Source organism: Rathayibacter sp. AY2B3, assembly GCF_002931755.1.
In the GTDB taxonomy this organism is placed as follows: domain Bacteria; phylum Actinomycetota; class Actinomycetes; order Actinomycetales; family Microbacteriaceae; genus Rathayibacter.
Window position 1 is genome coordinate 26,362 of the sequence record NZ_PSUG01000027.1, and the last position, 24,529, is coordinate 50,890.

A 24,529-nucleotide genomic window follows, 5' to 3' on the forward strand; every position below is an offset into this window, starting at 1 on the left:
CAGAGAATGGCGCGTTGCGACGCCGCTCAGGCGCAGTCGCAAGGGGCCGCAGCACTCCTCGCGGGAGCGACGCCTTCTCGGCTTTCGTCGACCATGCTGCCATTCGGACAAGTCTCTCTGACGGTTAGTCTCGATGAGGTATTCGCCGGACGCCTCAGCCGGAATCCACCCCTCAGGCATCTTTCTTACTGTTTGGGCAAAGGCGCGGGAGGCCCGAGCAACGTGTCTACTCGAGCACGCGGGAAGTCACGGGCTGAGCAACGCCCCGCGGAACGCGTGCCGACGGTCGGACCCGACCCTCCACCCCTATGCCGCAGCGAATCGCACCCCTAAGTTGGGGGGACCCGCATCGCCGACCGCGCACCACTGAGTTCCGATGGAGGAACGCCATGGCCACGACACCCGTGCTCCGCAGGATCGCGATCGCGCTGGTCGCGGTCGTCTCGGTGGGAGTGGCGGGTGCCGCACCGGCGTCCGCTCTCGACAGGCCGATCTCCGGGTACCTCAAGGACAAAGGGGTGACACCCGAGAGGATCGTCGACTACCTCGGCGGGCCGATCGTCTCGCCGTCGACCTCGGTCGGCTACGGCGGCGCGGTCTCGTCGGTCGACGCGAACGCGAGCCGGGCGGGCCTGGAAGTGCTGAAGCGCGGCGGCAACGCTGCCGACGCCGCGGTCGCCACAGCCGCCGCCCTCGGCGTGAGCGAGCCCTACAGCGCCGGTGTCGGCGGCGGCGGGTACTTCGTCTACTTCGACAAGGCGTCCGGCGAGGTCAGCACCATCGACGGGCGCGAGACCGCGCCGGCCGGCATCACCTCGGACGCCTTCCTGGACCCCGCGACGGGCGCTCCCTACCCGTTCACGCCCGACCTCGTCTCGTCCGGCGTCGCGGTCGGCGTGCCCGGCACCGTGGCGACCTGGGACACCGCGGTCGACAGCTTCGGAACCCTGCCGCTCCCGGTCGTGCTGGCTCCCTCCATCGCGCTCGCGGCGAAGGGCTTCCGAGTCGACGAGACCTTCCGCAACCAGACTCTCGACAACCTCGAGCGGTTCCAGGCGTTCCCCGACACCGCGAAGCTGTTCCTCCCCGGCGGGGACGCGCCGAAGGTGGGCAGCACGTTCCGCAACCTCGACCTCGCGAAGACTCTGACCTCCATCGCCGTCCACGGGCCGGACGCGTTCTACGAGGGCGCGCTGGCCGCCGAGATCGCCGACACGGTGCAGCACCCGAAGCTCGCGGACGGCGCGAATCTCCCCGCTCCGGCCGGCACGATGACCGCCGCGGACCTCGCGGCCTACTCGGTCGCCGAGCAGGCGCCCACCCGCGTCTCCTACCGCGGACTCGACGTCTACGGCATGGCCCCCTCCTCCTCCGGAGGGATCGCGGTCGGCGAGGCGCTGAACATCCTCGAGAACCACGACCTCGCGGCCGAGGACACCGGCAGCGCCCTGCACCTCTACCTCGAGGCGTCCGCCCGTGCCTTCGCTGATCGCGGCGCCTACGTCGGCGACCCGGCCTTCGTCGACGTGCCCACCGAGACGCTCCTCAGCCAGGAGTTCGCGGACTCGCGCGACTGCACGATCGACCCGACGACCGCCTCCGTCCGCCCGGTCGCGCCCGGCGCTCTCGACGGCTCCGGATGCTCGACCGCCCCCGCCGTGGAGGAGTCGGACACCGAGAACATCTCCACGACGCACCTCTCCGTCGTGGACAAGTGGGGCAACGCCGCCTCCTACACGCTGACGATCGAGCAGACCGGCGGCTCGGCGATGACCGTCCCCGGCCGCGGCTTCCTCCTCAACAACGAGATGACCGACTTCTCCCCCACCTTCGTCGACGGGGACCCGAACCGGATCGAGCCGGGCAAGCGCCCGCGCTCGTCGATGTCGCCCACGATCGTGCTCGACGGCGGGAACGTGCGGTTCGTCGTCGGCTCGCCGGGCGGATCGACGATCATCACGACGGTCCTGCAGACCCTGGTCAACCGCATCGACCTCGGCATGACGCTGCCGGAGGCGGTGGCCGCTCCCCGCGCCTCCCAGCGCAACGGGGCGACCACCTCGGCCGAGCCGGAGTTCATCGAGGCGTACGCCGACGACCTCGCGCCCTTCGGCCAGCAGCTGGTCCCCTCCGGCGACACCTTCACGTCGGCCGCGCAGATCGGCGCGGTGGCGGCCATCGAGGTCGAGCCCTCGGGGCGGATGACCGCGGTCGCCGAGCCCGTACGGCGCGGGGGCGGCGTCGGGCTGGTGGTGCGGCCCGAGAAGTGACGCCCCTGCGGGCAGACGGTCGCGGTCCGAGTGGAGTCGCTCTCGTGCGGAGGAGTCACAGCCCCTTCGGGAAGCCGAGGGGGCGCAGCGCGGGGTCGAGGCTCTCCCACTGGTGACGCCGCTCCGCGTCCCGGTCGGCGTCACTCCCCCGGAGTCCGACCGCCTTCGCGGCGTACACGGCGGCGTGCGAGCAGTGATCCGCCATGTGCGCGACGGCCGCGGCCTGACCGGCCGCCCGCGCGGCAGCGGTGGCGGCGGGCTCTCCCGCCTGCGTCGCGGTGCGGGCTGCGGCGTGCGCCGCGAAGGCCGCTGTGCGGCACTCCGTCATCGGCGCCTCGCCCCTCTCCCAGGCGAGGAGGACGTCGAGTGCACGCCGAAGCCAGGAATCGCTCGGATCCCACTCCTCGAACGCGGGGAGGGCGCGCTCCGCGCACTCCGCCGCCCACCGCGCGAGCGCCCGATGGACCTCCGGCTCGGGATTCGCCCAGGCCGGCTTCTCCGCTCCGCCCACGGGTCTCCGTCCGATTCCGGAGCTCAGCTCAGGCGCTCGGCCAGGTGGACGATGACGACGTCGCCGAGGTCCTTGCCGATCGTCTTCCGCAGCTTCGCGCTGATCGACAGCATGTGGCCGCCGGCGCCGGTCGGCAGCAGGCCCGCGGTCACCGGCTCGCCGTCGACGGTGGCGACCACCCTCACGGACCTCCCCGTGCCGAACAGCTCGACGGAGCCGGGCACCTCGACGCACGACCAGAGGTCGCCCTTGACGACGACGCCGATCGGAGCGGTGAAGGCGACGTCCATCGGCCCGACGCTCATGCGCTCGGCACACCATCGCCGGAGGAGCTCTGCCCGCTGTACCGGTCGAGGACCTCGTCGTACATCGCGGCGTCGAGCAGACCATCGGACAGGGCCCGGCGGACCTCCTCGAACTCCCCCGGGTCGAGGGTCGTCCAGTCGAAGCCGTCGCTCGGCGACCCGGGCCGGTAGCGCCGGCGGCCGAGCTCGTCGACGGCCTGCTCCCGCGTCAGCTCCCCCGCGGCGAAGCGCTGCGCGATCTCGTACGGTGTCGCGCCGGAGACGCCGGAGCGCACGTGCGGCAGCGCGGCGGCCGCCTCGATCCCGTCGGACACCTCGTCGATCGACATGCGGACCCCTCCCGTCCGAGGGCCCACCGACCCTCCCGTCGACCCTACGACGAGACGCCGCATCCCCGCCGGGTCGGGCGCCGCCTCCACCCGGCCGCGGAGCTCACGATCCGGCCCGGTCGAGGCCACATCGGCGTCCTGCTCGACTGGCCGGACGTCCTCGACCGCCTCCTCGCGGACGGGTTCCCCGGGGACGGCCCCGGCAGCGGAGGCTGAGCGTCTCCTCGCGGCCGGCGGCGGATCCGACGCGGAAGGTGGGCCCGGAAGGGCCACGCTTCGGGAGGGCTCCCTCCGCGAGGATCACGGCATGGCCCCTCACCCGGATCCCCGCCGATGACTCTGCAGGACCTCGCCGACGAGCTCGCCGAGGCTCTCGACCGACCGGTGACGATCGAGGACCCGTCGCACCGGATCCTGGCCGCGGCCCGTACGGGCAGAGGGCCCCGGGACGGCGTGTTCCCGGTCCAGGATCCGCGGGGCCGGCTTGCGACCCTCCTCCTCCCCCGGGAGCGGCCCGCGCCGCTCACTCCGGCCGAGTACTCCCTCATCGACGCGGCCGTCGGCGCGATCCGGCGCCTGCTCGGTCCGTCGACGAGGGCGGGCGGCAGCTCCCGCCGCGAGGACGTCCTCGCGGCGCTGCTCGCGGCGGACGGCAGCATCCGGCGCTCGGCCTTCGCCGAGGCGGTGGAGCGGCGCTGGCTCCGGCGGGACGCCCAGACCGTCGTCCGCGCGGTGCGCCTCGCCGGCGCGACCGGCTCGCTCCAGCGGACGGCGCTGGCGAAGCGGATCGACGCGAGCCCCGCCTCCGGCCTGACCTTCCTCGGCGATCAGGAAGGCGCTCTGTTCTTCGTCAGCGTCGACGCGCCGGAGGCCGCTACCGACGCCATCCTCCACCAGGAGGCGCGCGACCGCGGCACGGCCGTCGACGCGATCGGCTCGGCCCGGTTCGACGTCCGCGACGACGACCTCCTGCCGACCGCCGAGCGGGCCGCCCTCGCCGCGACCATCGTCGGCTCCCTGCCCGACGGCCGCGGCCGGGCCGACATCGCCGAGCTGGGGGCGTGGGTGCTCCTCGCCTCGATCGGGGCGGACAGCTCGCAGCTCGCCATGCTCTCGCCGGCCGCGGCGACGCTGCTCGAGCGGGGCGACGAGGTGCAGCGGCGGACGGTCGAGGCCTACCTCGACGTGCGCGGCAGCGTGCGGGAGGCGTGCGGGCTCCTGCACATCCACCGCACCACGCTCTACTACCGCCTCGACAACCTGCCCGAGGCGGTCCGGGAGGCGCTCGACGACGGACTCGCGCGCAGCACGCTGCACCTCTGCCTCAAGCTGATGAGGTTCCGCGACGGGCTCGAGCGGCGGCGGGCCTCGTGACCGTGCCCGGGGACGTCCCGCAGGTCCGCCTCTACGGGCGGCGCGAGAGCCGCGACGCGTGGGAGATCCGCGACCTCCTCTCGCGCAGCGTCGTCTCGTTCTCGTGGACGCCGATCGACACGGACGAGCAGTGCCTCGCCGTCGCCGGACACCCCCTCGCCACCGCGTCGCTCCCGCTCGTGGTGTTCCCGGACGGCAGCCGCGCCTCCGATCCGACGCTCGCCGAGGTCGCGGCCCGGCTGGGCTGGGTGGGCGCACCCCGGCTGGCCGAGTACGACCTCTCCATCTACGGCGCGGGCCCGGCCGGGCTCTCCGCCGCCGTCTACGCCGCGTCCGAGGGGCTGAAGGTCGTCGTCCTCGAGCGCTCGGCGATCGGCGGGCAGGCCGGATCCAGCAGCCTGATCGAGAACTACCTCGGCTTCCCGCACGGGATCGCGGGAGCCGACCTGGCCGAGCGCGCGCGGCAGCAGGCCGTCTCGTTCGGCGCCGAGCTCCTGCGGATGCGCGAGGGGATCCGCGGGCGCTTCGCCGACGACCGGATCCACGCACTGCTCGCCGACGGGACGACCGTCGTCGCCCGCACCAACATCTGCGCCACGGGAATCCAGTGGCGCCGGCTCGGCCTCGAGCGCGAGGACGAGCTGCTCGGCGTCGGCCTCTACTACGGCGCCGGCACGAGCGAGGCGCCGCTCTGCGAGGGCGAGGACGTCGTGGTCGTCGGAGGCGGCAACTCGGCCGGGCAGGCCGTGATGAACCTCTCGGCGCACGCGCGGCACGTGACCATGCTGGTCCGCGGCCCGGATCTGGCCGACGGCCTCTCCTCCTACCTCGCGGAGCGCGTCGTCCGGCAGCCGAACGTGACGATCCTCCTCGACTCGCGTGTCACCCGCCTGCACGGCGCCGACGCCCTCGAGTCGATCGAGGTCGAGAACTCGGCGACCGGCGCGCACGGGGCGCTGGCCACCTCGCACCTGTTCGTCTGCATCGGCGGCGAACCGGACACGACCTGGGCGGCGGAGACCGCGATCGTCCGCGACTCCGGCGGCTACCTCGTGACGGGCCCGGACCTCGCGGGCGAGCACGCCGCGCCGGACTGGCCGCTCGAGCGGGCGCCGTTCTACCTCGAGACCAGCGTCCCCGGCTCCTTCGCCGCGGGGGACGTGCGCCGCAGCTCGGTCAAGCGCGTCGCCTCCGCCGTCGGCGAGGGCGCGATGGCCGTCACCTTCGCCCACCGCCACCTGCAGGAGACCTCGTGAGCCGCCGGCTGCCGACGGTGCGCCACGGCGTCGGCTTCTGGATCGTCGCCGCGACCTTCCTGCTCGTGATGGCGTACTCGACGGTGCCGACTCCGCTCTACCCGCTCTACCAGCAGCTCGACGGCTTCCCGCCGTTCGTGATCACCGTCGTCTTCGCCGCCTACGCGGTCGGAGTGATCGTGAGCCTGTACCTCGCCGGTCACGTCAGCGACTGGCTCGGCCGCCGCCGGGTGCTGCTGATCGCGGTGCTCGTCTCGGCGATCTCGGCCGTCCTCTTCTCGCTGACGACGGAGGTTCCGGGGCTGATCGTCGCCCGCTTCGTCAACGGCGTCAGCATCGGGATGCTCACCGCCACCGCGACCGCCCACCTCGGCGAGCTGCGCGCCCGCGCCCGGCCGGACGAGAACACGATCGTCGCCGCGTCGATCTCGGGCGCCGTGAACCTCGGCGGGCTCTCGCTGGGTCCGCTGCTCGGAGGGGTCTTCGCCGAGTTCCTCCCCGATCCGCTCCTCCTGCCGCATCAGGTGTTCCTGGTCGCGCTGCTCGTGGCGGGCCTGGCGCTGCTCCTCGTACCCGAGACGGTCGACGTGCCGGAGACGGCGCCCGCCTACCGGCCGCAGCGGCTCTCGGTGCCGGCGGACGCGCGCCGGGCGTTCCTGCTCGCGGCGTTCGGAGCGTTCTCGGCCTTCTCCGTCCTCGGCCTCTTCACCTCGCTCGCACCGACGTTCCTGGTGCAGACGTTCCAGGTCCGCGACCACCTGCTCGCCGGAGCGACGTCCTTCGCCGTGTTCGCCTCCGCGGCCCTGGGCCAGCTGCTGCTCGTGAAGGTGGCGGTGCGCCTGCAGCTCTCGATCGCGGTGGCGGGCTGCGCGGCCGGGCTCGCGGCGGTCGCGGCCGGAGCGATCGCTCCGCAGCTGGGGGTGTTCCTCGCCGGGGCCGTCGTCTCGGGCTTCGGGGTGGGGCTGCTCTTCAAGGGATCGATCGGCACGGCGGTCGCCCTCGCGGATCCGGCCCGCCGGGGCGAGACCCTGGCGGTGGTGTTCCTGGTCGCCTACACGGGGCTCGCGGTGCCCGCGCTGGCGGCGGGAGCGGCGCTGAACCTCGTCGCCGCGACGACCGTGCTGACGGTGTTCGCGGCGCTGGTGCTGGCGGCGACCGCGACGGCCGGCGTGCTGCTGCGCGCCCGCAGCGCGGCGGCCGGGCGATGAGCGGCGGATCGGGGCGGCGCTGCGTGGGGCTCAGGCTGCGGGGCGGCGGCCGTCGGAGTGCCGGCCGTGTGCACCCCGGACGGCCGCCCGTCGCGTCAGAAGTCCTCGCGCCGCTCCTGCTCGGCCTCGGCGGCCGGCTCGAGCGCGGCGAGATCCCCGAGCGCGAGGCGCAGCTGGCGGAGGAGCCACTCCTCGGTCAGCGCCCCCGCGTCGAGCGCGTCCAGCCGGCGGAGGCGCTCGGCGGCCGACCCGGTGAGGTCGGCGGGCGTCCCGGCGCTCATGCGCCGTACCCCGCTCCGCGGAGCAGGCGGCGCAGGTCGACGAGCTGCTGCTCGTCCACGTCCTTGTGGTGCGGCCGGTGGAGGGTCTCGGTGGTCGAGCCGACCGTCACCGAGAAGGCGCCGTCGTGCTTCTCGTGGACGGTGCCGACGGCTTCGAGCAGCGTCAGCACGTCCGCCCAGAGGACGTTGTGGCTGGGCGAGTCCTCGAGCAGCCGCTCGAGCGTGTCTCGCTGGTTCGAGTGGAGGTGGCGGGTGTCGGTCATGAACGGCCCTTCGGTGTCAGAGCACGCGCCCCGGTGGCGGTGCTCGGCGTCGCGTCCGACGGTAGGCGCGCGGGTGGAGCCGGTGCGCGAGTCGGATGACTCGAAGAGCGGACGTGGCGGGGCGTCCTCGCGAGAGGCGCGGTCGTGAATCCGGAGCCGGGCGACCGCCTCGACGAGGGGGAGCCTCCCCGCACGCCGGGGCTGCCCGAGGCCGCCGTCTCCGCCGCGTCGCTCCCCGACCGGCCGGCCGCGTTCCTCAACGCTCTGCTGACCGAGCACTTCGTCCTGGAGTCGGCGCGCGGGATCACCGTGACGGAGTCGAGCAGCCGCGCCTCGCTCTACCTGACGATGCTCTCCAGCTCGCTCGTGGCCTTCGGCTTCCTCGCCCCGACCCGGTACGCGATGGGGTTCCTCGCGGTGATCATCCCGGTCGTCGTGCTGCTGGGGGTGTTCACCTACGAGCGGCTGGTGCAGACCTCGATGGAGGACATCGCCGCGCTGACGGCCATCCAGCGCATCCGCCGCTACTACGGGACCCTGCTGCCGGGCGCGGGCGCCTACTTCGCGGTGCCGCGCGGCCGCCACGCGCCGAACGAGCTGCTCGAGATCGGCCGGCGGCAGAGCTGGCGGGGCATCTTCTTCACGATGTCCTCGGCGATCGCGATGGTCAACTCGATCGTGGCGGGCGCCGGAGTCGCGCTCGCGCTGACGCAGAGCGGCGCGGACGAGGTCCCCGCGATCGCGTGCGGCATGGCGGCCGCGGTCGTCCTCGCGGTGCTGCACGGGGTGTACCAGTTCCACCGGTACCGGCAGATGCGGCTGCGGATCGCCGAGGCGGAGGCGCTGGACGGAGTCGAGAGGCGGTGACGGGGTCCGGCCGGCGTCGTCCGCCGGCCGGTCGGCGGGCTTCGACCTGCTCCCGCGACTGCTCCCGCGACTGCTCCCGCGACTGTCCAGGAGTTGTCGCACTCGCATGCCCAGTGCGACGACTCCTGGACTCTCGTGGCCCTCGCTCCCCGGCGGGCCGCCGCGAGCATCCGGAAGTCGTCGTCGGTCGCGAGTGCGACAACTCCTGCGCTCTCGCGGACGAGCGCTGGGCGTCGGCGGCTCCGGCTGCCGCGACTGTCCAGGAGTTGTCGCAGTCGCATGCCCAGTGCGACAACTCTTGCGCTGTCGCGGGGGGGGGTACGGCTCAGGCGCGCTCGGCGAGGAGGTACTGCCAGTCGCGCGGCACGCGGTCCTTCGGCCCCGGAGTGGTCTGGCTCGCCGGGTGGCTCTGCGGGTCGGCCAGGGCGGGGCCGTCGGCGTAGTCGTCGGTCCGGTAGTCCCAGAACCAGTCCTCGCCGGGCTCGAAGCTGCGGATGACCGCGTGGCCGGTCGAGTGGTAGTGGGCCGACGCGTGGCGGTTCAGCGAGTCGTCGCAGCAGCCGATGTGCCCGCAGAGCGCGCAGCGGCGCAGGTGCAGCCACCACGAGCCGGACTGCTCGCACTCGACGCAGCCGGGGCCGCTCGGCGGGACGGAGGGGTCGATCATCTGCTGCGACGTCATGCGCTCAGCATGCGCCTCCCGCGGCGGCAGGCACCAGGTCGGATGACTCGATCCTGCGGCTCCGTCACGCGCTCCGGGCGTCCTCGAGGCTGAGGAGCGCGTCGCGGAGCCCGGCCCGCGAGGTCACCCCGAGCTTGGGGAAGATCCGGTACAGGTGCCCGCTGACGGTGCGGGGCGAGACGAAGAGCTGCTGGGCGATCTGCTTGTTCGAGAGCCCGGCGGCGGCGAGGGAGACCACGCGCCGCTCCTGCTCACTGAGGTCGGCGGCCACCGGCGCCTCCCCCGCGCCGCCCGCCGCCCGCAGCTCGTGCTGGGCACGGGCGAGCCAGAGCTCCGCCCCCACCGCGGCGAACCCCGCGGCGGCCTGGCGGAACCGGGTGCGCGCCTCCAGCGGACGCATCCGGCGGCGCAGCCACTCGCCGTGGCAGAGCTGGACGCGCGCCCGCTCGAACGGCCACTCCTCGGAGGCCGGGACGAGGGAGCTCTCGAAGAGGGCGCCCGCGCCGCCGGAGGGATCGAGGACCGCGGTCGCCGCCAGGGCGAGCATCCGCCCGCGAGGAGCGAGGGGCCGCTCGGCGAGCTCCGCCGCGGCCGCCGCCAGCTCGGCGCAGTGCCCGGGCAGGCGGAGGCGCGAGGCGGCCTCCGCGGCGTCGAGGAGCTCCAGCGGGTCGCGGCCGGCGCGGGAGGAGGAGCGGGCGTGCGCCTCCTCGAAGCGGCCGCCGCCGAGGTCGAGCGAGCACAGGGCGTGATCCGTGGCGCGCGCGACCGACGCCGCTCCGTGCCGCAGCGCCCAGGCCGACGCTCGCTCGGCGCACTCGAGAGTGCGAGCCCGGTCGCCCTGCACCGCGTGGACCCGGGCTCGAGCCGCGTCGATCAGCGCACGGACGGCGGGCAGCTCGTCGACGCGGGCGGCGGCGCGGTCGAGGTCGGCCGAGGCGTCATCGAGGCGACCGCGGTCGAGGGCGGTGGTGCCGCGGCGGAGGAGGGCGAGGGTGCCGGGCAGGCCGTCCGCCTCCTCGCCGCGGTCGAGGAGCCCGGCGAGGCGGTCGCGGCGCTCGTCCGAGACCTCGAGCAGCGACCAGGCGAGGTGCAGCGCGACCGTCTTCCACGGGTCGCCCGTGACCGCGGAGTCCTCGGCGAGCAGCAGGCGGCGCTCCCACTCCTCGTGTGTGACCGGTCGCGCGCTGGCCTCCACGAGGCGCAGGACGGGATCGAGGGAGTGCTCCTCGCCGACGGCGAGCGCCTCCTGCCACCACGCGGGATCGCCGCGGAGCACGCAGGCGGTGTGGAGGACGGTCGCCAGCAGGTCGGCGGCGTCGTCGCGCGGGGCTGCGTGGTCGGCGGGGAGTCCGCCGCCGTCCTCGCGGGAGGCACCGTCTACAGGCGAGTCACCGCCGACAGGCGAATCACCGCCCGCAGACGAGCCCCCACGCCCGACCCGAGCGCCGAGCGCCCGGAGGGCCGCGCGGCGGACCCCGCCCACGTCACCCGTGCGGAGCAGCGCGTCGGCGAGCCGGGCCGCCTCGACGGCGGCCCCGGGAACAGCGCCGTCCTCCCGCGAGCGCTCCACCACCCGCTCGAGGGCCGCCGCATCGCCGGTGAAGGCCGCGACGGCGGCCGCGCGCGCCTCGAGCGCCTCCCGCAGAGCACCACCGCGCGCACCCGAGCGCGCCTCGGCCAGGAGGAGCAGCGCCTCCTGCGGCCTGCCCGCGCGGAGGCGCTCCTCCGCCGCGTCCTCGAGGAGCCGCGCCCGCTCCTCCGGCCCGGCCGCGTCGTCCGCCGCGAGCAGCAGGCGGAGGTGCGGGGCCGACTCCGGGCGATCGGCGAGACGCCTCCGTGCCGTCCGCAGCGCTCGGGGCGACGCCGTCGAGAGCACCACCGCTCGGACCACCGGGTCGCGGAACGCACGGCCGCCCGCCGTCAGGATCCCCTCCTGCACCAGGGCGCGGTCCCCGTCGCCGAGGGCCGACCCGATCGCCTCCGGGAACTCGGCGCCCGCCACCGCCGCGAGCAGGAGCGCCTCCCGGCACGTCTCCGACAGCGGAGCCAGCAGGTCGAGCACCCTGGTCTCGGCCTGCTCGAGCCGCGGGTAGACCGGGAAGTGCGAGGGAGCGTCCTCGTCGGCCCAGGCCCGCCCGAGGACGTCGAGGAGCAGCGGATTCCCCTCCGCGACCCGCAGCAGGCGCGCCTCGACGGCGAGCGGCCGCCGGCAGCCGTGGGCGCGCAGGAAGCCGCGGGCCGCCTCCGCGTCGAGGGGCTCCGTGCGCCGGTGCCTCAGGCCCTCCCAGCCGGCGAGGACGCGGCGGTCGCCGGTGGCGAGGAGGCAGGCGGCGCCGACCTCGTCGACCAGCCGGGTCACCAGGGCCTGGAGGGTCTCGCGGGCGGCGACGTCGAACCGCTCCCAGTCGTCGACGACGATCAGGAAGCCGGGGTCGCAGGGCGAGGCCGAGGAGTCGCGCACCCGCTGCAGACGGCCGATCAGCGTGGCGAACAGCGCGAGCGAGGACGCGCCGATCACGGCGTCGCCGCGGTCCGGCCGCACCTCCACGACCTCGCAGCCGGCGGCCCGAGCGGTGGCCGCGGCGGAGCGCAGCATGTGCGTCCGGCCCGAGCCGATCCCACCCTCGACCACCAGGAGCCGCTCCCGCGCCGGCGACGCCGAGCTCAGCATCCGGACCACCACGTCCTCGGGGGCGCTCGGTTGCGCGGGCGGCGAGGAGAGGGCACTGATCGTCATCGCGACTCCTGAGGGACGGGTTCCGAGGACCCCATGCTGACCGCCGGGCACTGCCGCGCTCTCCTCCCTCTGTCGGAACCCTCGGGCGCTCCCGGGCTCTCCTCCCTCTGTCGCGATCCTCCGGAGCGCGGCCGGGCACCGGAAGGCAGGAGGGCACAGCAGGCACAGCTGGGCAGTGGGCCCGGCGGGTGCCCGACGGTACTCTGTGTCCCACCGGACGACCGGTACGGCCCCACCCCCGCACGACCGCCGCTCGACCCGGCGGCTGAACCGATGGAGTCGCACGATGAGCTCTCGCAGCCCCCTCGCGGAGTTCCTCCGCGCTCGACGGGCGGCGCTGCAGCCGGAGCAGGTCGGCGTGCCGACCGCGGGCACCCGGCGACGGGTGCCGGGTCTGCGCCGCGAGGAGGTCGCCGACCGCGCCCGCATCAGCCGCGACTACTACCTCCGCGTCGAGCAGGGGCACGCCGTCGCCCCGTCCGACCAGGTGCTGAACGCCCTCGCCGAGGCGCTCGCCTTCGACGAGTTCGAGCGCGCCTACCTCTTCCGGCTGGCCCGACTGCGCCCCGGCGCGCGCGATCCCGCCTCCCTTCCGCCGGGCCAGGGCGTGGAGTCGCTGCTCGCCCACTGGCCGAGGACGCCGGCGTACGCGTTCGACCGCAACCTCGACGTCCTCGGCGCGAACGATCTGATGAGCCGTCTCGCCCCCGACAAGGGCGCGCCCGACGCCAACATGCTGCTCTCCACGTCCCGCGGCTTCGCCCGCGCCGTGGCGGACGGCGACCCGCCGGACCAGCTGCAGGCGTGGGGCCAGGTCTTCCGCGAGCTGATCGCCGCGCTGCGGTTCTACAGCGACCCCGACGATCCGCGGCTGCACGAGATCGTCGGCGAGTGCTCGGTCGGGAATCCGCTGTTCCGGTCGATCTGGGCCGAGTACCAGGTCCGCCCCTTCACCCACCGGTGGATCCGCGTCCACGTCGAGCCGTTCGGCTGGCTCGACCTCGAGATGCAGACCCTGGAGCTCGCCGGCGCTCCGGGCCGGTACGTCGTGACCTACCTCGCGGCGGCGGGGACTCCGGCGGCCGCGGCCGTCGACTACCTCGCCTCGCTGCGGCCCGCTCCGGAGGCGGGCACCGCGCTGACCGCCCCGGCCGGCGCCTGACCAGTGGCGGCGAGGAGCGCGAGAGCCTCGCGACCCGCCGCGCCACCCGCCTCGAACAGGAGCAGGAGGCGCGCGCCGTCCCGGACCAGCCGGTAGTCCATCGGCACGGAGCCGACCGCGGTGTCGAGGAACACGACCGACCCGCGCGCGTCGGCCTCCGCCCCGACCGCCCACGAGTCCGCGAACCGCGGGCTCCTCGCCGAGAGCTCCCCGACGACCGTCAGGAACTCCCGATCCCCCCGGTGCCGGTCGAGCGAGTCCCGGAGCATCGCCGCGACCTGATCGGCGGCGGCACCCCAGCACGGCAGGTCCTCGACCTCGGACGAGTCCAGGAAGGTGAAGCGGGCGATGCTCACTCCTGCGGCGAAGGCGGGCGAGAGCGCCCGCGCGAGCGGAGTCGCGGCCAGCACCCGCAGGTGCCGGTCCAGCAGCACCGCCGCCCTCCCCGCCCACGGCAGGAGCGCCGCCTCGTGATCCTCAGCCATGTCCCCGTCCCCCGTCCCCTCCGCGCGTCCCTGTCTCAGCGCAGCGGAGTGATCCCCTGCGTGCCGGGCGGGAAGGTCGCCAGCACCTCCTCCGGGATGTTCAGGTGCTGCGCGACCAGCGACGGCGGCAGGTGGCTGAGCCACTGGGCGAGCGACACCTCCTCGTAGCGGGAGCTCTTGAAGGTCTCGATGTAGACGAGCGTGTCGTCGCCGGTGTTCTCGACGTAGTGGCCGAAGTTGCGGCGCACGACGCCCACGTCGCCCGCGTGGAAGTCGGTCGTGTTGGCGTGCGGGCCCGTGTTGAACACGGTCATCCGGGCGGATCCGCGGAGGTAGTACTGCCACTCGTCGGCGTTGGGGTGCCAGTGCAGCTCGCGCATCGAGCCGGGCTCGACGGTCGTCAGCGCGGCTGAGACCGTGCGCGAGGCCGGGAAGTTCGTGCTGTCGGCGATCTGGATCCGGCCGCCGCTGTTCTGGTGCACCGGCTCGGACCGGGAGAGCCGGAAGATCACCGCCTCGTCGCCGTCCTGCACCCCGGCCGCGGCCCGGTCGGCCTGGAGGTCGCCGGGCACGTCGCCCGGGAAGATCCAGAGGTCGTGCAGCGGGATGTCGCGGAAGACCTCCTGCGCGACGCCGAAGTTCTTCGCCAGCACGTCGGGCGGCGTGTGCGCGAACCAGTCGGTGAGCAGGAGCGTGTTGCTCTCGGACTGCTCGCCGTCGTCGAACGCCAGCACGAACTCCGCCCCGTCCGGGCCGAGGCCCTGCAGGGAGTGCGGCAGCCCGGGCGGGAAGTACCAGAGGTCCCCCTCCTGCACGTCGTCGACGCTGGGCCGGCCGGTGCGGCTGAGCGTGGTGATGCGGCAGTTCCCCCTGGTCATCAGCGCCCACTCGGCGCTCTGGTGCCAGTGCAGCTCGCGGATCCCGCCGGCCTCGAGGTACATGTTCACGCCGGCGATCTCGTTCGAGATCGCGAAGTCGGCCTGCGTGAGCTCGCGCGCCCAGCCTCCCCGCTGCACCCGCCGCGGCGAGATGTTGAAGGAGGACCAGAAGAACGGCTGCGTGCTGATGTCGGTCGCGGGCGCCGCGATCTGGTTCGGGAACAGTCCCTCCAGAACGCGGTTCTGCGGGCCGGTCATCGTGTTCGCCGAGGGATCGCCCTCGGTGTTCACGATCCCCTCCTGGGGGAGGTCCGGGTCTCCGAATCCGGGGGTCTCGTGGTGCGGAGCGGTGCTGTCGTCGGGTTCCACGGCGTTCTCCCTGCTGATCGTCCTGCGCGCCTGCGCTGCTCCGATCCCACCGCTCCGGATCGGGACGCACCACGGTCATCCGACTCGATCCGCGCGTCCCGTCGACCGGCCCGGGTCAGCCGCCCAGGCCCTCGAGAACGTCCCGCGAGGGCACGAAGTAGACCCCGCCGGTCGTCGCGGTCGAGAAGTCGAGGAGGCGGTCGTGCCGGCCCGCGGGCACGCCGACGAACATCCGGGTCAGCATCGTCTCGATCACCGACAGGTCGGCGGCCAGCCCGAGGAAGTACGTGCCGAACTCCCCCTTGCCGGGTCGGCCGAAGGGCATGTTGTCGCGGAGGATGTCGTGCTCGGTCCCGCCGGCGTCGACCACGGTCGCGAGCCCCTTGTGCGAGAGCTGCGCCGGATCGTCCTCGCGCTCGACGTTGTCGGCCTTGCTCCGGCCGATGACCCGCTCCTGCTGCTCGGTGGTGAGCGCGTGCCAGGCCGTCAGGTCGTGCAGGTACTTCTGCACGACCAGGTAGCTGCCGCCCGCGAACGCCGCGTCCTCCGCGCCGATCAGTGCGACGCGGGGCAGCGCCTCCCCGGTGGGGTTCTCGGTGCCGTCGACGAAGCCCAGCAGGTCGCGGTTGTCGAAGTAGCGGAAGCCGACCACCTCGTCGCGGACGACGACGTCCTCGCCGAGCGCGTCGAGCAGGAGGCGCTCGAACTCGAAGCAGGCGTCGTCGCGCTCCGCCCGGATGTGGAACAGGAGGTCGGTCTGGGTCGAGACCGCCGTGTGCGCCGCGCCGACCACCTCCCGGAACGGGTGCAGCTGCGCGGGGCGCCCCTCCCCGCCGAAGCGGTCCCACGCGTCGCTCCCGATCCCGACCAGGCACGAGAGGCGCAGGCCCAGGTCGCGGAAGCCGACCGCGCGGAGGATCCCGCCCACGTCCGCGACGACGTCCCGCACGCGGTCCGCGGCGTCCTGCCCGCCGACGATGTCGAGCGAGAGGAAGACGGCGGACCTGCTGAGCGGAGCGACGACCGCCTGCGGCTCGATCGGGACGCGGTCCTCGACGGTCACCGGAGCACCGCCGGCCGGGGCGTCGTCGTCAGGGGCGTCGTCAGGGGCATCGTCGTGGGCATCGCGACCTCCGGTCCGCGCGCCGCGGGAGGGCGCGTCCGCCGCGATCCTGTCAGCGCCCGCGGTGCCGGTCACGAGTCATCCGACCCCACTCGACGAGCGCGGCCGGCGACCCCGGAACCGCCCGGGCGACCAGGTCTGGACGATCGTCGGAACATCTCCCCGCGCTCTTCAGGGAGCGCTCCCACGCCCCTATCGTGGAGCCGCTCCCCACCCTCATCCGGGGAGGCACCACCTTGGACACGACCCGGGCCGGGCTCGGGATCGACACGAGCACGGAGGTTCGAAGATGCCGTTTGTGACCACGGACGACGACGTCGAGATCTACTACAAGGACTGGGGCAGCACCGACGCGCAGCCCATCGTCTTCCACCACGGCTGGCCGCTGTCGTCCGACGACTGGGACGCGCAGATGCTGTTCTTCCACGCGCACGGCTACCGCGTCATCTCGACCGATCGCCGCGGGCACGGACGCTCGACGCAGGTCGGCACCGGACACGACATGGACCACTACGCCAGCGACGTGAACGCGGTCGTCGAGCACCTCGACCTGCAGAACGCCGTCCACATCGGCCACTCCACCGGAGGCGGCCAGGTCGCGCGCTACGTCGCGAAGTACGGCGAGCCCCAGGGCCGCGTGGCCAAGGCCGTCCTCGTCTCGTCGGTCCCGCCGCTGATGGTGCAGACCGAGGCGAACCCCGAGGGCACGCCGATCTCGGTGTTCGACGGATTCCGCGACGCTCTCGCGGCGAACCGCGCCGAGTTCTACCAGGCGGTCGCGGCGGGTCCGTTCTACGGCTTCAACCGCGAGGGCGTCGAGCTCTCGCAGCCGGTGGTGGACAACTGGTGGCGCCAGGGCATGACCGGATCCGCGCTCGCGCACTACGAGGGCATCAAGGCCTTCTCGGAGACGGACCAGACCGAGGACCTGAAGGCGATCACCGTCCCCGTCCTCGTCACCCAGGGCGACGACGACCAGGTCGTCCCCTACAAGGACGCCGCGCTCAAGCAGCACGAGCTGCTGCAGAACTCGACGCTGAAGATCTACGAGGGCTACCCGCACGGCATGCTGACCGTCCACGCCGACGTCATCAACCCCGACCTGCTGGCCTTCATCCAGGAGTAGCGCGGGCCGCTCGCAGGCGCGTCCCGGCCGTTCCGGGGCGCGTCTGCGGGGCCGGGGCGCCCACGGGCGGACACCGGGACGGCCGCGGCCCCCGCCTCAGGCGTCGGCGCCGGCGTCCCTGCCGAGCACCGCGGCGAGCTCGCCCCGCCCGCCGATCCCGAGCTTGCGGTACGCCGAGTACAGGTGCGCGCCGACCGTGCGCGGCGAGAGGAACAGGTTCTGCGCGATCGCGCGGTTCGACAGCCCCGTGCTCGCGAGAGCGCAGATGCGCAGCTCCTGCGGGGTCAGCGTGGCCGCGGCCGGTGACGGCGCGTCCGCGATCCTCCCTCCGGCGGCCCGGAGCGCGTCGCGGGCCCGATCGGCCCAGGCGCGGATCGGCAGCTCCTCGAGCATCGCCAGCGACTCGCGGAGGAGGGGGCGCGCCTCCGCCGCCCGGCCGGCCCTGTGCAGCCCGTCGCCCACGAGCAGCAGCGCCCTCGCCCGCACGTACGGGAGCGGCGGCGGAGTCCGGCGCAGCAGCCCGGCCGCGGCGTCCGGCGCTCCATCGGCGAGCGCCACCGCGACCTGCGCGTAGCGGACCGCCGCCTCGATCATCGGCTGGTGCCAGCGCTCGAAGAGCGAATCCAGCCTCGCGGCGTGCAGGCGCACGACTCCGACGTCTCCGGTCGCGAGAGCCGCGTCGACGAGGTCGGGCGTGGTCAGGATCGCGAAGCCGGGGTTCAGGGAGTCGTCGTCCGTATCGAGGAGGGGCAGGAGCTCCGGAACGGCGTCGCCCGGCCGCGACTCGAGGACCGCCACCGCCGCTCTCGATCCGCGGAGCGTCGCCCGCATCACGCTGGAGCAGAGGACGGCCGCGCCGATCGCGCTGCCCGCACTGATCGCCTCGGGATCGGGCGCGACGCCCTCCATCGCGTCGAACCAGGCCAGGCAGGCCCGGGACGCGGTCTCGAAGCCGACGTCCCCCAGGTCGCTGCCGAGGACGAGCGCCTCCTCCGCGAAGGAGCGGGCGCGCGAGAAGCGGCCCGCGAGCGACGTGGTCATCGAGGCGGCGAGGAGCGCCTGCGGGAGGATCCGGATGTCGCCGCGCGCGCGCAGCCCGGTGATCGCCTCCTCCAGGAGCTCCCGGGCGACCTCGACCTCGCCCGCCGTGTTGAGCGCGTAGCCGAGCCACCACGCCTCCTCCGGACCGCTCGCCCCGCCGGCCGCCGCGAGCGCACGCCGGACGACCTCGTCGCCGCGGGCGATCGGCTCGGTCACCGCCGCGAGCAGGACGGCGCGCGGATCGGAGTCGTCGAGGGCGAGCGCGCGCACCGCCTGGATCATCGGCTCCCCCGGCGACGCCTCGCGGTTGTGGTCCCAGGCGATGGCGGCGAGGTGCAGGAGCGCGGCCGTGGCGGCGTCGACGGCTCCGCTGCTCTGCAGCGCGGTCACCGCGGCGAGCGCGGGCGAGAGGTCGCCCCGAGAGAGGGCCGTCCGCCCGGTCGGCAGCGTCTCGCGCGTCCAGGCGGCGCGGGCGGTGAGCACCGGATCGACGGTCTCGCCCGCCGCGCGGTGCACGAGCAGCGCCGCCTCCGCGGTCCGGCCGGCGAGACCGGAGTACTCGGCCGCGTCGATCAGGCGCGAGACGCGCAGCGGCCCGGCGGGGGTCAGCTCCGCGGACCGCTCCATCGCCTGGGCCGCCAGGACGACGTCGCCGGTCGCCAGGCCCGACGCCGCGAGACCGGCGAGCTCCTCGCCCACCGGCCCGTCCGAGCCCGTCGCGAGCTCCGAGCGCCACCACAGCGTCCGGCTCGGATCGTCGCGGTGCTCCTGCACGAGCGTGCGGAGCACGGCCGCGCGCTCGGAGGGGCGGCTCACGCTCGTCACCGCGGACTGCACGAGGGGGTGCCGGAAGCGGAGGCCGCTCCCCGGGGTCCAGCTGAGCAGCGACGCGGCGACGGCTCTGTCGATCCAGGAGGGATCGGGGTGGCGTCCGAGCGCCAGGTTCGCCAGCCGGCTCGCCTCCTCCGCCGTCGCGACGTCGCCCAGCGCCACGGCCAGCACGGCGAGCCGCGAGGGCTGGTCGAGCTCCGCGAAGCGCTCGGCGAAGGCCGACTCGAGGCGTCCGGTCACCGCGCGGTCCTCCGCCTCGTCGGCCGACGGGTCGCGCCCGGTCAGCTCCACCAGGGCCAGCGGATTCCCGCGGGCGAGGTCGAGCAGAGCGCGCCGAGCGGCGCCGCGAGGAGGATGCGGGAGCGTGTCGAGGAGCGCGGCCGAGTCGGCGGCCGACAGCGGCCCGAGGTGGAGGTGCTCGAGGCCGGAGTCCTCCTCGGGCCGGTCCCTCGTGGTCATCACGACGACGACGCGGTCCTCCCCGATGCGCCGGGCGAGCATCCGCAGCGCCCACGCCGACTCCGGGTCGATCCGGTGCAGGTCCTCGACGACGACCAGCAGGGGCCGATCGGCGGCGGCGTCGCTCAGGAGGGTCAGGGCCGAGAGGCCCGCCAGCAGCGGCGTCGGCTGCACTCCCTCCGCCAGATGGAAGGCGACGCGGAGCGCGTCCCGCTGCGGAAGGGGCAGGCCGTCGAGGCCCGGGCGGAGCGGGTGCAGGAGCAGCTGCAGCGCCGCGTACTGGTCTCCCGACTCCGCTGCGGAGCCCGCGGTGCGCAGCACCCGCACGTCGCGGGAGCGCGCGTAGGCGACGACGTCCTCGACCAGGGTGGTCTTGCCGACCCCGGCGTCTCCGTCGATGACGATTGCCGACCCGTGGGCGGCGATGCGGTCGACCATCAGGCGGAGCCGCGCGAGCTCCGATCCCCGACCGACGACGAGCGCGTCCCGCTTCACGCGTCGAGTATCGCACCCTCGCGCAGACACTCCTCGACCCGGTGGCGGGCCCGGATGAAATCGATCGCGGCGGCCGCAGCGCTGCCGGCGGCGCCGAAGAAGGAGGTCAGGAAGTGGTCGCCTCCGTGCACCTCCAGGGTCTGCCAGCGGAAGGCGATGAAGCCGAAGGGGTCGACGCGCACCGGCGACGAGCCCTCGCGGAGCGGATACGCCTCCTGGCTCGCCCAGACGCGGCGGAAGACCCGCGAGCGCCCCCCGAGCGAGGCGACCAGCACCCGCAGCCGCGGGTCCGCCGGGTCGGAGTGGAAGCGGAGGGCCGCGGTCATCACGGCGATCGTGCGGTCCCAGTCCTCGTGCCGGGCGGCGTCGGTCTCGAGCGCCGCGGCGTCGACGACGGCCTCGATCATGTTGGTCCCCTGCTCGCAGACCAGGGGCAGGAACAGACGGCCGAGCTCGTTCACGGCGACGAGGTCCTGGTAGCGGTCCACCACGTAGGCGGGCGTCGTGGTCCAGGACGAGACCATGCTCGTCAGGCTGCCGATCTGCGCCGGCGTCGGCGCGGCCTGCGCCCACCCCGGCGAGCGCCGCGGCGCGGCGTGCCCGCCGAGCCGGAAGAGGTAGTCGCGCCCGTCCGCGTCGAGGCGGAACGCGCGGGCCAGGGCGTCCAGGACCTGCGCCGAGGGGCGGCGGTCCTTGCCCTGCTCGAGCCGCAGGTAGTAGTCCGGGCTGATCCCCGCGAGCACGGCGACCTCCTGCCGGCGCAGCCCGCTGACCCGGCGACGTCCGTCGGTCCCCAGGCCGACCTCATCGGGGCGCAGCCGGTCGCGGTGCCCCCGGAGGTAGGCGCCGAGCCGCGCGGTGTCCGTGTCCACGATCCCGCCCTTCTCTCCCCTCGAGGCTAGGGAGGCGGCGGGCCCGGCTCCACGGGACGCCGACCTAGATCCGCGGCGGGAGTACCTAGATCGGCGGGGCGGAGACGTCCGGGCGGTGGCGGTGGCGGCGGCGGCGGTGCGCGGCGGGGTGCGGAGGAGCGCACCGGCACTCGGCGCCCCCCTCCGCGGTCAGGCCCCCTCCGCGGTCGGGCCGGCTCCGCGGTCGGGCCGGCTCCGCAGTCAGCTCAGCTCCGCCGCGGCGTCGGCGATGACCCGCGCGACCTCCTCCGGGTGCGAGCGCATCACCAGGTGCGGCGCGTCGAGCTCGACGACCGACCGCACGCCCGCCCGCCGGTAGCCGAACCGCTCGACGTCCGGGTTGATCGTCCGGTCCGCGGCCGCGACGACGCCCCAGCTCGGCCGGGTCCGCCAGGCGGCGACCGGGGCGGCCTCTCCGAACGCCAGAGCCGCGAGCGGGCGCTGGCCGACCGCGAGCACCGCCGCCTCGGCCGGATCGATCCCGGCCGCGAACACCTCCGGGAACGCCGACACCGCGACCGACACGTCCGTTCCCGGCTCCGCTCCGTCGATCGGGAACGGGGTGTAGACGAGGTTCGCCGGGAGGTCGGAGTCGGGGAAGGCTCCCTGCAGCTGCCCGAGGCTCTCCCCCTCCTCGAGCGCGTAGGCCGCGAGGTAGACGAGGCCGACCACGTTCTCCGCGGCGCCCGCCACCGTGATCACGGCGCCGCCGTAGGAGTGGCCCGCGAGCAGGACCGGCCCGTCGAGCTGCTCCACGAAGGAGCGGAGGTACTCCGCATCGCCGAGCAGGCTGCGGTTCGGCACGGCCGGGACGCGCACCGCGTGGCCGGCGTCGAGCAGGATCCGCGTGACCGGGGCGAAGCTCGCGGCGTCGGCGAACGCCCCGTGGACGAGGACGATGGTGGGTGCGGTCATGGGTCTGTCCTTCCGGTCGGTCTGCGGTCCGGCAGCCGACTGCGCAGCCGATCCGGACCCGGGCCGAACCTAGGGCGGCGGACGGCGCGCGTCGTGACCCCGCGACTCCCCTGCCGACCGGGCGGCCGCCTGTCGCCCGCCCGAGGACACCCTCCAGCGCTCGTCCCGCCCGCTCACGGCGGGCCCGGCCCGCTGCAGCGTCCGCGTCCTGGTCCCGGCGGGGTCACCCTCCGCCGGCCGGAGGTCCGAGGGCGCGACGCGTCGACGCGCCGGCTCCGCCTGCTCGAGCGCCCGGGATCGCGGCGGGGCGGCTCTCAGGCTCTTCCGGCCGGAGACCGGGGCCGCGGCGCGTCAGCTCGCGAACTCCTCCGGCCAGCCCAGCGCGGCCAGCGACCGGCGCACGCGCTCGATGTCCTCCTCCGAGGGCAGCTCCGACGTCACTCCGGCGATCGCGGTGCCGACGTCCGCGCGGGAGGCGGGCGCGTCGGCGGCGAGACCGGCGGCCACCTCGGCGACCTCCTCGTCGCTCAGACGACGTCGGAGGAGAGCCAGCAGCGGCACGAAGTCCTGCTCGGGAAGCCCGGCGGGGTAGCCGGCGCGCAGCCAGCGGACGATGCGCGTGACCAGGCCCTCGCGGGTGTCCGGCTCGGCCAGCGAATCCGGACCCGCCAGCGGCCAGCCCGCGCTCGCGAGCCGCGAGGAGACGCGGGCGACGTCCTCGGGCATCGCCGGTCCGAGCAGCAGCTGCTCGATCCGCTCGCGCACCACAGCCCGCGAGACGACCGTCTCGGCCCGCTCCGACTCCGACAGGAGCTGCGCGACGACCTGCTCGACCTCGTCGGTCGTGAGGCTGCGGCGCAGCAGGCCCAGCAGCGGCAGGTAGTCCTGCTCCGGCACGCCGGACGGGTAGCCCGCGCGCAGCCAGCCGACCACGCGGGCGACGATCCCCTCCCGCGCCGCGATCGGATCGGTCGAGGCCATGCTCAGCCCTTGGGCACGAAGGTCGGGATCACGTGCTCGAAGCTCACCGACTGGCCCAGGCCCGTCGCGATGATGACGCTCAGGCCGATCACGACGGAGCCCACGACGAGCGCGAAGCAGAGCACGCCGATCCCGCGCAGCACCGGTGCGGGCAGACCGCTCCGGACCGAGGGGGCGTCGGACCCGCCCGAGGCGGGAGCACCGGCGGCGACGGCGAAGGAGCGGACGCCGACGGCGAAGAGCACGGGGAGGCCTGCTCCGAGGAGCACGGCGACGAGGGCCACCTGGCCGGCGGCGGAGAGGAAGAGGGAGAGCACGGTGCGGATCCTTTCGCTCAGACGCCGGCGGTCTCGGGCGCGGGGCGTGCCGCCGCGTCCTGCCACTCGTCGTTGACGTTGTGCGCGCCGATGCTGTCGCGGCGCGAGCGGATGTAGATGAAGGAGGCGACGGCGATGAGGACCGCGGCCATCAGCAGGCCGCCGGCCGCGCCTCCGACGAGGTGGCCGATCCACCACATCACGGCGCCGACCAGGGCGGCGGCCGGGAGCGTGATGACCCACGCGATCACCATGCGCAGCGCCACGCGCCAGCGCACCTGCGCGCCGGGTCGGCCGACTCCGGAGCCGAGGATCGAGCCGGTCGCGACGTGGGTGGTCGAGAGCGCGAAGCCGAGGTGGCTGGAGGCGAGGATGACCGCGGCGGAGGCGCTCTCGGCGGCCATGCCCTGCGGGGTGTCGATCTCGACGAGGCCCTTGCCGACGGTGCGGATGATCCGCCAGCCGCCGATGTAGGTGCCGAGCGAGATGGCCAGCGCGCAGCTGAGCTTGACCCAGAAGGGGACCGACTCGGTGTCGCTCCAGCCGCCGGCCGCGATCAGCGCGAGCGTGATCACTCCCATGGTCTTCTGCGCGTCGTTGGTGCCGTGCGCGAGCGAGACGAGGGAGGCGCTGCCGATCTGCCCGAAGCGGAAGCCGCGGTGGAGGCTCTTCTCGGCGAGGTTCCCGATCACACGGAAGACGAGCCAGGTGCCGATCGCCGCGACCGCTCCGGCGAGGACGGGCGACATCAGCGCCGGGAGGATCACCTTGCCGACGACGCCGTCGAGCTTGGTCCCGTCGCCGGCCCAGTTCACGCCGTTGAGACCGAGGCCCGCGAGAGCGGAGCCGATCAGGCCGCCGAAGAGGGCGTGCGACGAGCTCGAGGGCAGACCGAGCAGCCAGGTCAGCAGGTTCCAGACGATGCCGCCGATGAGGCCGGCCAGCACGATCAGCAGCAGAGCGGATCCACCGTCCTCCAGCAGGGCCGGATCGGGTGCGCCGGAGGAGTCCTGGATCTTCACGACCGCGTTGGTGACGGTCAGCGCCACCTCGATGCTGAGGAACGCACCGACGAGATTCAGCGACGCCGAGAGGGCGACGGCGGTGCGGGGCTTCAGGGCACCGGTCGCGATGGACGTGGCCATCGCGTTCGCCGTGTCATGGAAGCCGTTGGTGAAGTCGAAGGCGAGGGCCGTGACGACGACGAGCGCGAGCAGGATGAAGGGATCCACGCAGACATGATGCTCCCGTGGCGGGAGGCGTCCCGGCGTGGTCGCGAGGCTTCACCTGCTGTTCACCTCGCGGGGTACGCCCGCCCGAGTAACCTGTGCGGATTTTCAGGCGGGCGGTGCG

Annotated in this window: 23 protein-coding genes; 7 read left to right on the forward strand and 16 right to left on the reverse strand. The window is 74.4% G+C overall.

Features of this window, described 5'->3' with window-relative positions; genetic code table 11:
* Positions 1-389: 389 nt before the first annotated feature.
* Entirely contained in the window at positions 390-2,270 is a 1,881-nt protein-coding gene (ggt, locus tag C5C24_RS10485; RefSeq protein WP_104304926.1) for a gamma-glutamyltransferase, read from the forward strand.
* A gap of 55 nt (positions 2,271-2,325) precedes the next feature.
* Here ggt and C5C24_RS10490 read toward each other — a convergent pair whose 3' ends face one another.
* Genes C5C24_RS10490 through C5C24_RS10500 form a run of 3 tightly spaced genes read right to left on the reverse strand, consistent with a single transcriptional unit; the run spans position 2,326 to position 3,415 of the window.
* Complete coding sequence (locus C5C24_RS10490) at positions 2,326-2,781, reverse strand: putative immunity protein (RefSeq protein ID WP_104304927.1); 456 nt, start codon at positions 2,779-2,781, stop codon at positions 2,326-2,328.
* Between the two features lie 23 nt (positions 2,782-2,804).
* Positions 2,805-3,086, reverse strand: coding sequence for a DUF1905 domain-containing protein (locus tag C5C24_RS10495; protein WP_104304928.1), 282 nt, complete (start codon positions 3,084-3,086; stop codon positions 2,805-2,807).
* Positions 3,083-3,415, reverse strand: coding sequence for a hypothetical protein (locus tag C5C24_RS10500; protein WP_104275771.1), 333 nt, complete (start codon positions 3,413-3,415; stop codon positions 3,083-3,085). The genes C5C24_RS10495 and C5C24_RS10500 overlap by 4 nt, the downstream gene beginning before the upstream one ends.
* A gap of 333 nt (positions 3,416-3,748) precedes the next feature.
* Between C5C24_RS10500 and C5C24_RS10505 the strand changes: the two genes are divergently transcribed.
* From C5C24_RS10505 to C5C24_RS10515, 3 genes are read left to right on the forward strand one after another with little or no spacing between them, the layout of a single operon-like run.
* Positions 3,749-4,789 carry a helix-turn-helix domain-containing protein gene (locus C5C24_RS10505; RefSeq protein WP_104304929.1) on the forward strand — a complete coding sequence of 347 codons (1,041 nt, stop codon included), beginning with the start codon at positions 3,749-3,751 and terminating at the stop codon, positions 4,787-4,789.
* On the forward strand, positions 4,786-6,045 hold the full coding sequence (locus tag C5C24_RS10510) for an NAD(P)/FAD-dependent oxidoreductase (RefSeq protein ID WP_181135518.1): 1,260 nt from the start codon (positions 4,786-4,788) through the stop codon (positions 6,043-6,045). The genes C5C24_RS10505 and C5C24_RS10510 overlap by 4 nt, the downstream gene beginning before the upstream one ends.
* Entirely contained in the window at positions 6,042-7,253 is a 1,212-nt protein-coding gene (locus C5C24_RS10515; protein ID WP_258065163.1) for an MFS transporter, read from the forward strand. The genes C5C24_RS10510 and C5C24_RS10515 overlap by 4 nt, the downstream gene beginning before the upstream one ends.
* A gap of 95 nt (positions 7,254-7,348) precedes the next feature.
* Here the strand turns inward: C5C24_RS10515 and C5C24_RS10520 are convergent, their stop codons facing one another.
* Positions 7,349-7,534, reverse strand: a complete 186-nt coding sequence (locus C5C24_RS10520) for a hypothetical protein (RefSeq protein WP_104224778.1) — start codon at positions 7,532-7,534, stop codon at positions 7,349-7,351.
* A complete protein-coding gene (locus C5C24_RS10525) occupies positions 7,531-7,797 on the reverse strand; it encodes a hypothetical protein (RefSeq protein ID WP_104257441.1) in 267 nt (88 codons plus the stop codon). Before C5C24_RS10525 ends, C5C24_RS10520 begins: the two co-directional genes overlap by 4 nt.
* A gap of 144 nt (positions 7,798-7,941) precedes the next feature.
* Between C5C24_RS10525 and C5C24_RS10530 the strand changes: the two genes are divergently transcribed.
* Positions 7,942-8,664 (forward strand): hypothetical protein, encoded by a 723-nt coding sequence (locus C5C24_RS10530; protein WP_104304930.1) that lies wholly within the window; start codon positions 7,942-7,944, stop codon positions 8,662-8,664.
* Positions 8,665-8,989: 325 nt separating this feature from the next.
* On the opposite strand, the gene C5C24_RS10535 is transcribed toward C5C24_RS10530, so the two are convergent.
* Together C5C24_RS10535 and C5C24_RS10540 are read right to left on the reverse strand one after the other, a co-directional pair.
* Positions 8,990-9,346, reverse strand: coding sequence for a UBP-type zinc finger domain-containing protein (locus C5C24_RS10535; protein ID WP_104275767.1), 357 nt, complete (start codon positions 9,344-9,346; stop codon positions 8,990-8,992).
* Positions 9,347-9,410: 64 nt separating this feature from the next.
* Positions 9,411-12,083, reverse strand: a complete 2,673-nt coding sequence (locus tag C5C24_RS10540; RefSeq protein ID WP_104304931.1) for a LuxR C-terminal-related transcriptional regulator — start codon at positions 12,081-12,083, stop codon at positions 9,411-9,413.
* A 286-nt stretch (positions 12,084-12,369) separates the two neighbouring features.
* Here C5C24_RS10540 and C5C24_RS10545 point away from each other — a divergent pair, with 286 nt between their 5' ends.
* Positions 12,370-13,245 carry a helix-turn-helix transcriptional regulator gene (locus tag C5C24_RS10545; protein ID WP_104304932.1) on the forward strand — a complete coding sequence of 292 codons (876 nt, stop codon included), beginning with the start codon at positions 12,370-12,372 and terminating at the stop codon, positions 13,243-13,245.
* Here C5C24_RS10545 and C5C24_RS10550 read toward each other — a convergent pair.
* The 3 genes from C5C24_RS10550 to C5C24_RS10560 all read right to left on the reverse strand — a co-directional run bounded on the left by C5C24_RS10550 (position 13,179) and on the right by C5C24_RS10560 (position 16,040).
* A complete protein-coding gene (locus C5C24_RS10550) occupies positions 13,179-13,730 on the reverse strand; it encodes a hypothetical protein (RefSeq protein ID WP_104304933.1) in 552 nt (183 codons plus the stop codon). The genes C5C24_RS10545 and C5C24_RS10550 overlap by 67 nt on opposite strands.
* A 35-nt stretch (positions 13,731-13,765) precedes the next feature.
* Positions 13,766-14,977 (reverse strand): cupin domain-containing protein, encoded by a 1,212-nt coding sequence (locus C5C24_RS10555; RefSeq protein WP_258065165.1) that lies wholly within the window; start codon positions 14,975-14,977, stop codon positions 13,766-13,768.
* 115 nt (positions 14,978-15,092) lie between these two features.
* Positions 15,093-16,040, reverse strand: a complete 948-nt coding sequence (locus C5C24_RS10560) for a Dyp-type peroxidase (protein WP_104275763.1) — start codon at positions 16,038-16,040, stop codon at positions 15,093-15,095.
* Positions 16,041-16,389: 349 nt separating this feature from the next.
* Here C5C24_RS10560 and C5C24_RS10565 point away from each other — a divergent pair, with 349 nt between their 5' ends.
* Positions 16,390-17,226, forward strand: a complete 837-nt coding sequence (locus C5C24_RS10565) for an alpha/beta fold hydrolase (protein WP_104304934.1) — start codon at positions 16,390-16,392, stop codon at positions 17,224-17,226.
* A 96-nt stretch (positions 17,227-17,322) separates the two neighbouring features.
* Here C5C24_RS10565 and C5C24_RS10570 read toward each other — a convergent pair whose 3' ends face one another.
* From C5C24_RS10570 to C5C24_RS10595, 6 genes are all read right to left on the reverse strand, one after another.
* The gene (locus C5C24_RS10570; RefSeq protein WP_104304935.1) at positions 17,323-20,052 is read right to left on the reverse strand and encodes an AAA family ATPase; all 2,730 of its coding nucleotides are present in this window, start codon (positions 20,050-20,052) and stop codon (positions 17,323-17,325) included.
* On the reverse strand, positions 20,049-20,924 hold the full coding sequence (locus C5C24_RS10575) for a helix-turn-helix domain-containing protein (protein ID WP_181110066.1): 876 nt from the start codon (positions 20,922-20,924) through the stop codon (positions 20,049-20,051). The genes C5C24_RS10570 and C5C24_RS10575 overlap by 4 nt, the downstream gene beginning before the upstream one ends.
* Positions 20,925-21,164: 240 nt before the next feature.
* A complete protein-coding gene (locus tag C5C24_RS10580) occupies positions 21,165-21,878 on the reverse strand; it encodes an alpha/beta fold hydrolase (protein ID WP_104275760.1) in 714 nt (237 codons plus the stop codon).
* 351 nt (positions 21,879-22,229) lie between these two features.
* Complete coding sequence (locus C5C24_RS10585) at positions 22,230-22,859, reverse strand: DUF3349 domain-containing protein (RefSeq protein ID WP_104275759.1); 630 nt, start codon at positions 22,857-22,859, stop codon at positions 22,230-22,232.
* A gap of 2 nt (positions 22,860-22,861) precedes the next feature.
* Positions 22,862-23,176 carry a hypothetical protein gene (locus C5C24_RS10590; RefSeq protein WP_104275758.1) on the reverse strand — a complete coding sequence of 105 codons (315 nt, stop codon included), beginning with the start codon at positions 23,174-23,176 and terminating at the stop codon, positions 22,862-22,864.
* A gap of 17 nt (positions 23,177-23,193) precedes the next feature.
* The gene (locus tag C5C24_RS10595; RefSeq protein ID WP_104304936.1) at positions 23,194-24,408 is read right to left on the reverse strand and encodes an inorganic phosphate transporter; all 1,215 of its coding nucleotides are present in this window, start codon (positions 24,406-24,408) and stop codon (positions 23,194-23,196) included.
* Positions 24,409-24,529 lie beyond the last annotated feature (121 nt).

What these genes read in the sequence shown, in the direction of transcription:
- C5C24_RS10585 (WP_104275759.1), bottom strand. Translation starts at nt 22,859, where the DNA reads ATGGCCTCGACCGATCCGATCGCGGCGCGGGAGGGGATCGTCGCCCGC.
- C5C24_RS10580 (WP_104275760.1), bottom strand. Translation starts at nt 21,878, where the DNA reads ATGACCGCACCCACCATCGTCCTCGTCCACGGGGCGTTCGCCGACGCC.
- C5C24_RS10495 (WP_104304928.1), bottom strand. Translation starts at nt 3,086, where the DNA reads ATGAGCGTCGGGCCGATGGACGTCGCCTTCACCGCTCCGATCGGCGTC.
- C5C24_RS10500 (WP_104275771.1), bottom strand. Translation starts at nt 3,415, where the DNA reads ATGTCGATCGACGAGGTGTCCGACGGGATCGAGGCGGCCGCCGCGCTG.
- C5C24_RS10535 (WP_104275767.1), bottom strand. Translation starts at nt 9,346, where the DNA reads ATGACGTCGCAGCAGATGATCGACCCCTCCGTCCCGCCGAGCGGCCCC.
- C5C24_RS10520 (WP_104224778.1), bottom strand. Translation starts at nt 7,534, where the DNA reads ATGAGCGCCGGGACGCCCGCCGACCTCACCGGGTCGGCCGCCGAGCGC.
- C5C24_RS10550 (WP_104304933.1), bottom strand. Translation starts at nt 13,730, where the DNA reads ATGGCTGAGGATCACGAGGCGGCGCTCCTGCCGTGGGCGGGGAGGGCG.
- C5C24_RS10505 (WP_104304929.1), top strand. Translation starts at nt 3,749, where the DNA reads ATGACTCTGCAGGACCTCGCCGACGAGCTCGCCGAGGCTCTCGACCGA.
- C5C24_RS10545 (WP_104304932.1), top strand. Translation starts at nt 12,370, where the DNA reads ATGAGCTCTCGCAGCCCCCTCGCGGAGTTCCTCCGCGCTCGACGGGCG.
- ggt (WP_104304926.1), top strand. Translation starts at nt 390, where the DNA reads ATGGCCACGACACCCGTGCTCCGCAGGATCGCGATCGCGCTGGTCGCG.
- C5C24_RS10525 (WP_104257441.1), bottom strand. Translation starts at nt 7,797, where the DNA reads ATGACCGACACCCGCCACCTCCACTCGAACCAGCGAGACACGCTCGAG.
- C5C24_RS10565 (WP_104304934.1), top strand. Translation starts at nt 16,390, where the DNA reads ATGCCGTTTGTGACCACGGACGACGACGTCGAGATCTACTACAAGGAC.
- C5C24_RS10540 (WP_104304931.1), bottom strand. Translation starts at nt 12,083, where the DNA reads ATGACGATCAGTGCCCTCTCCTCGCCGCCCGCGCAACCGAGCGCCCCC.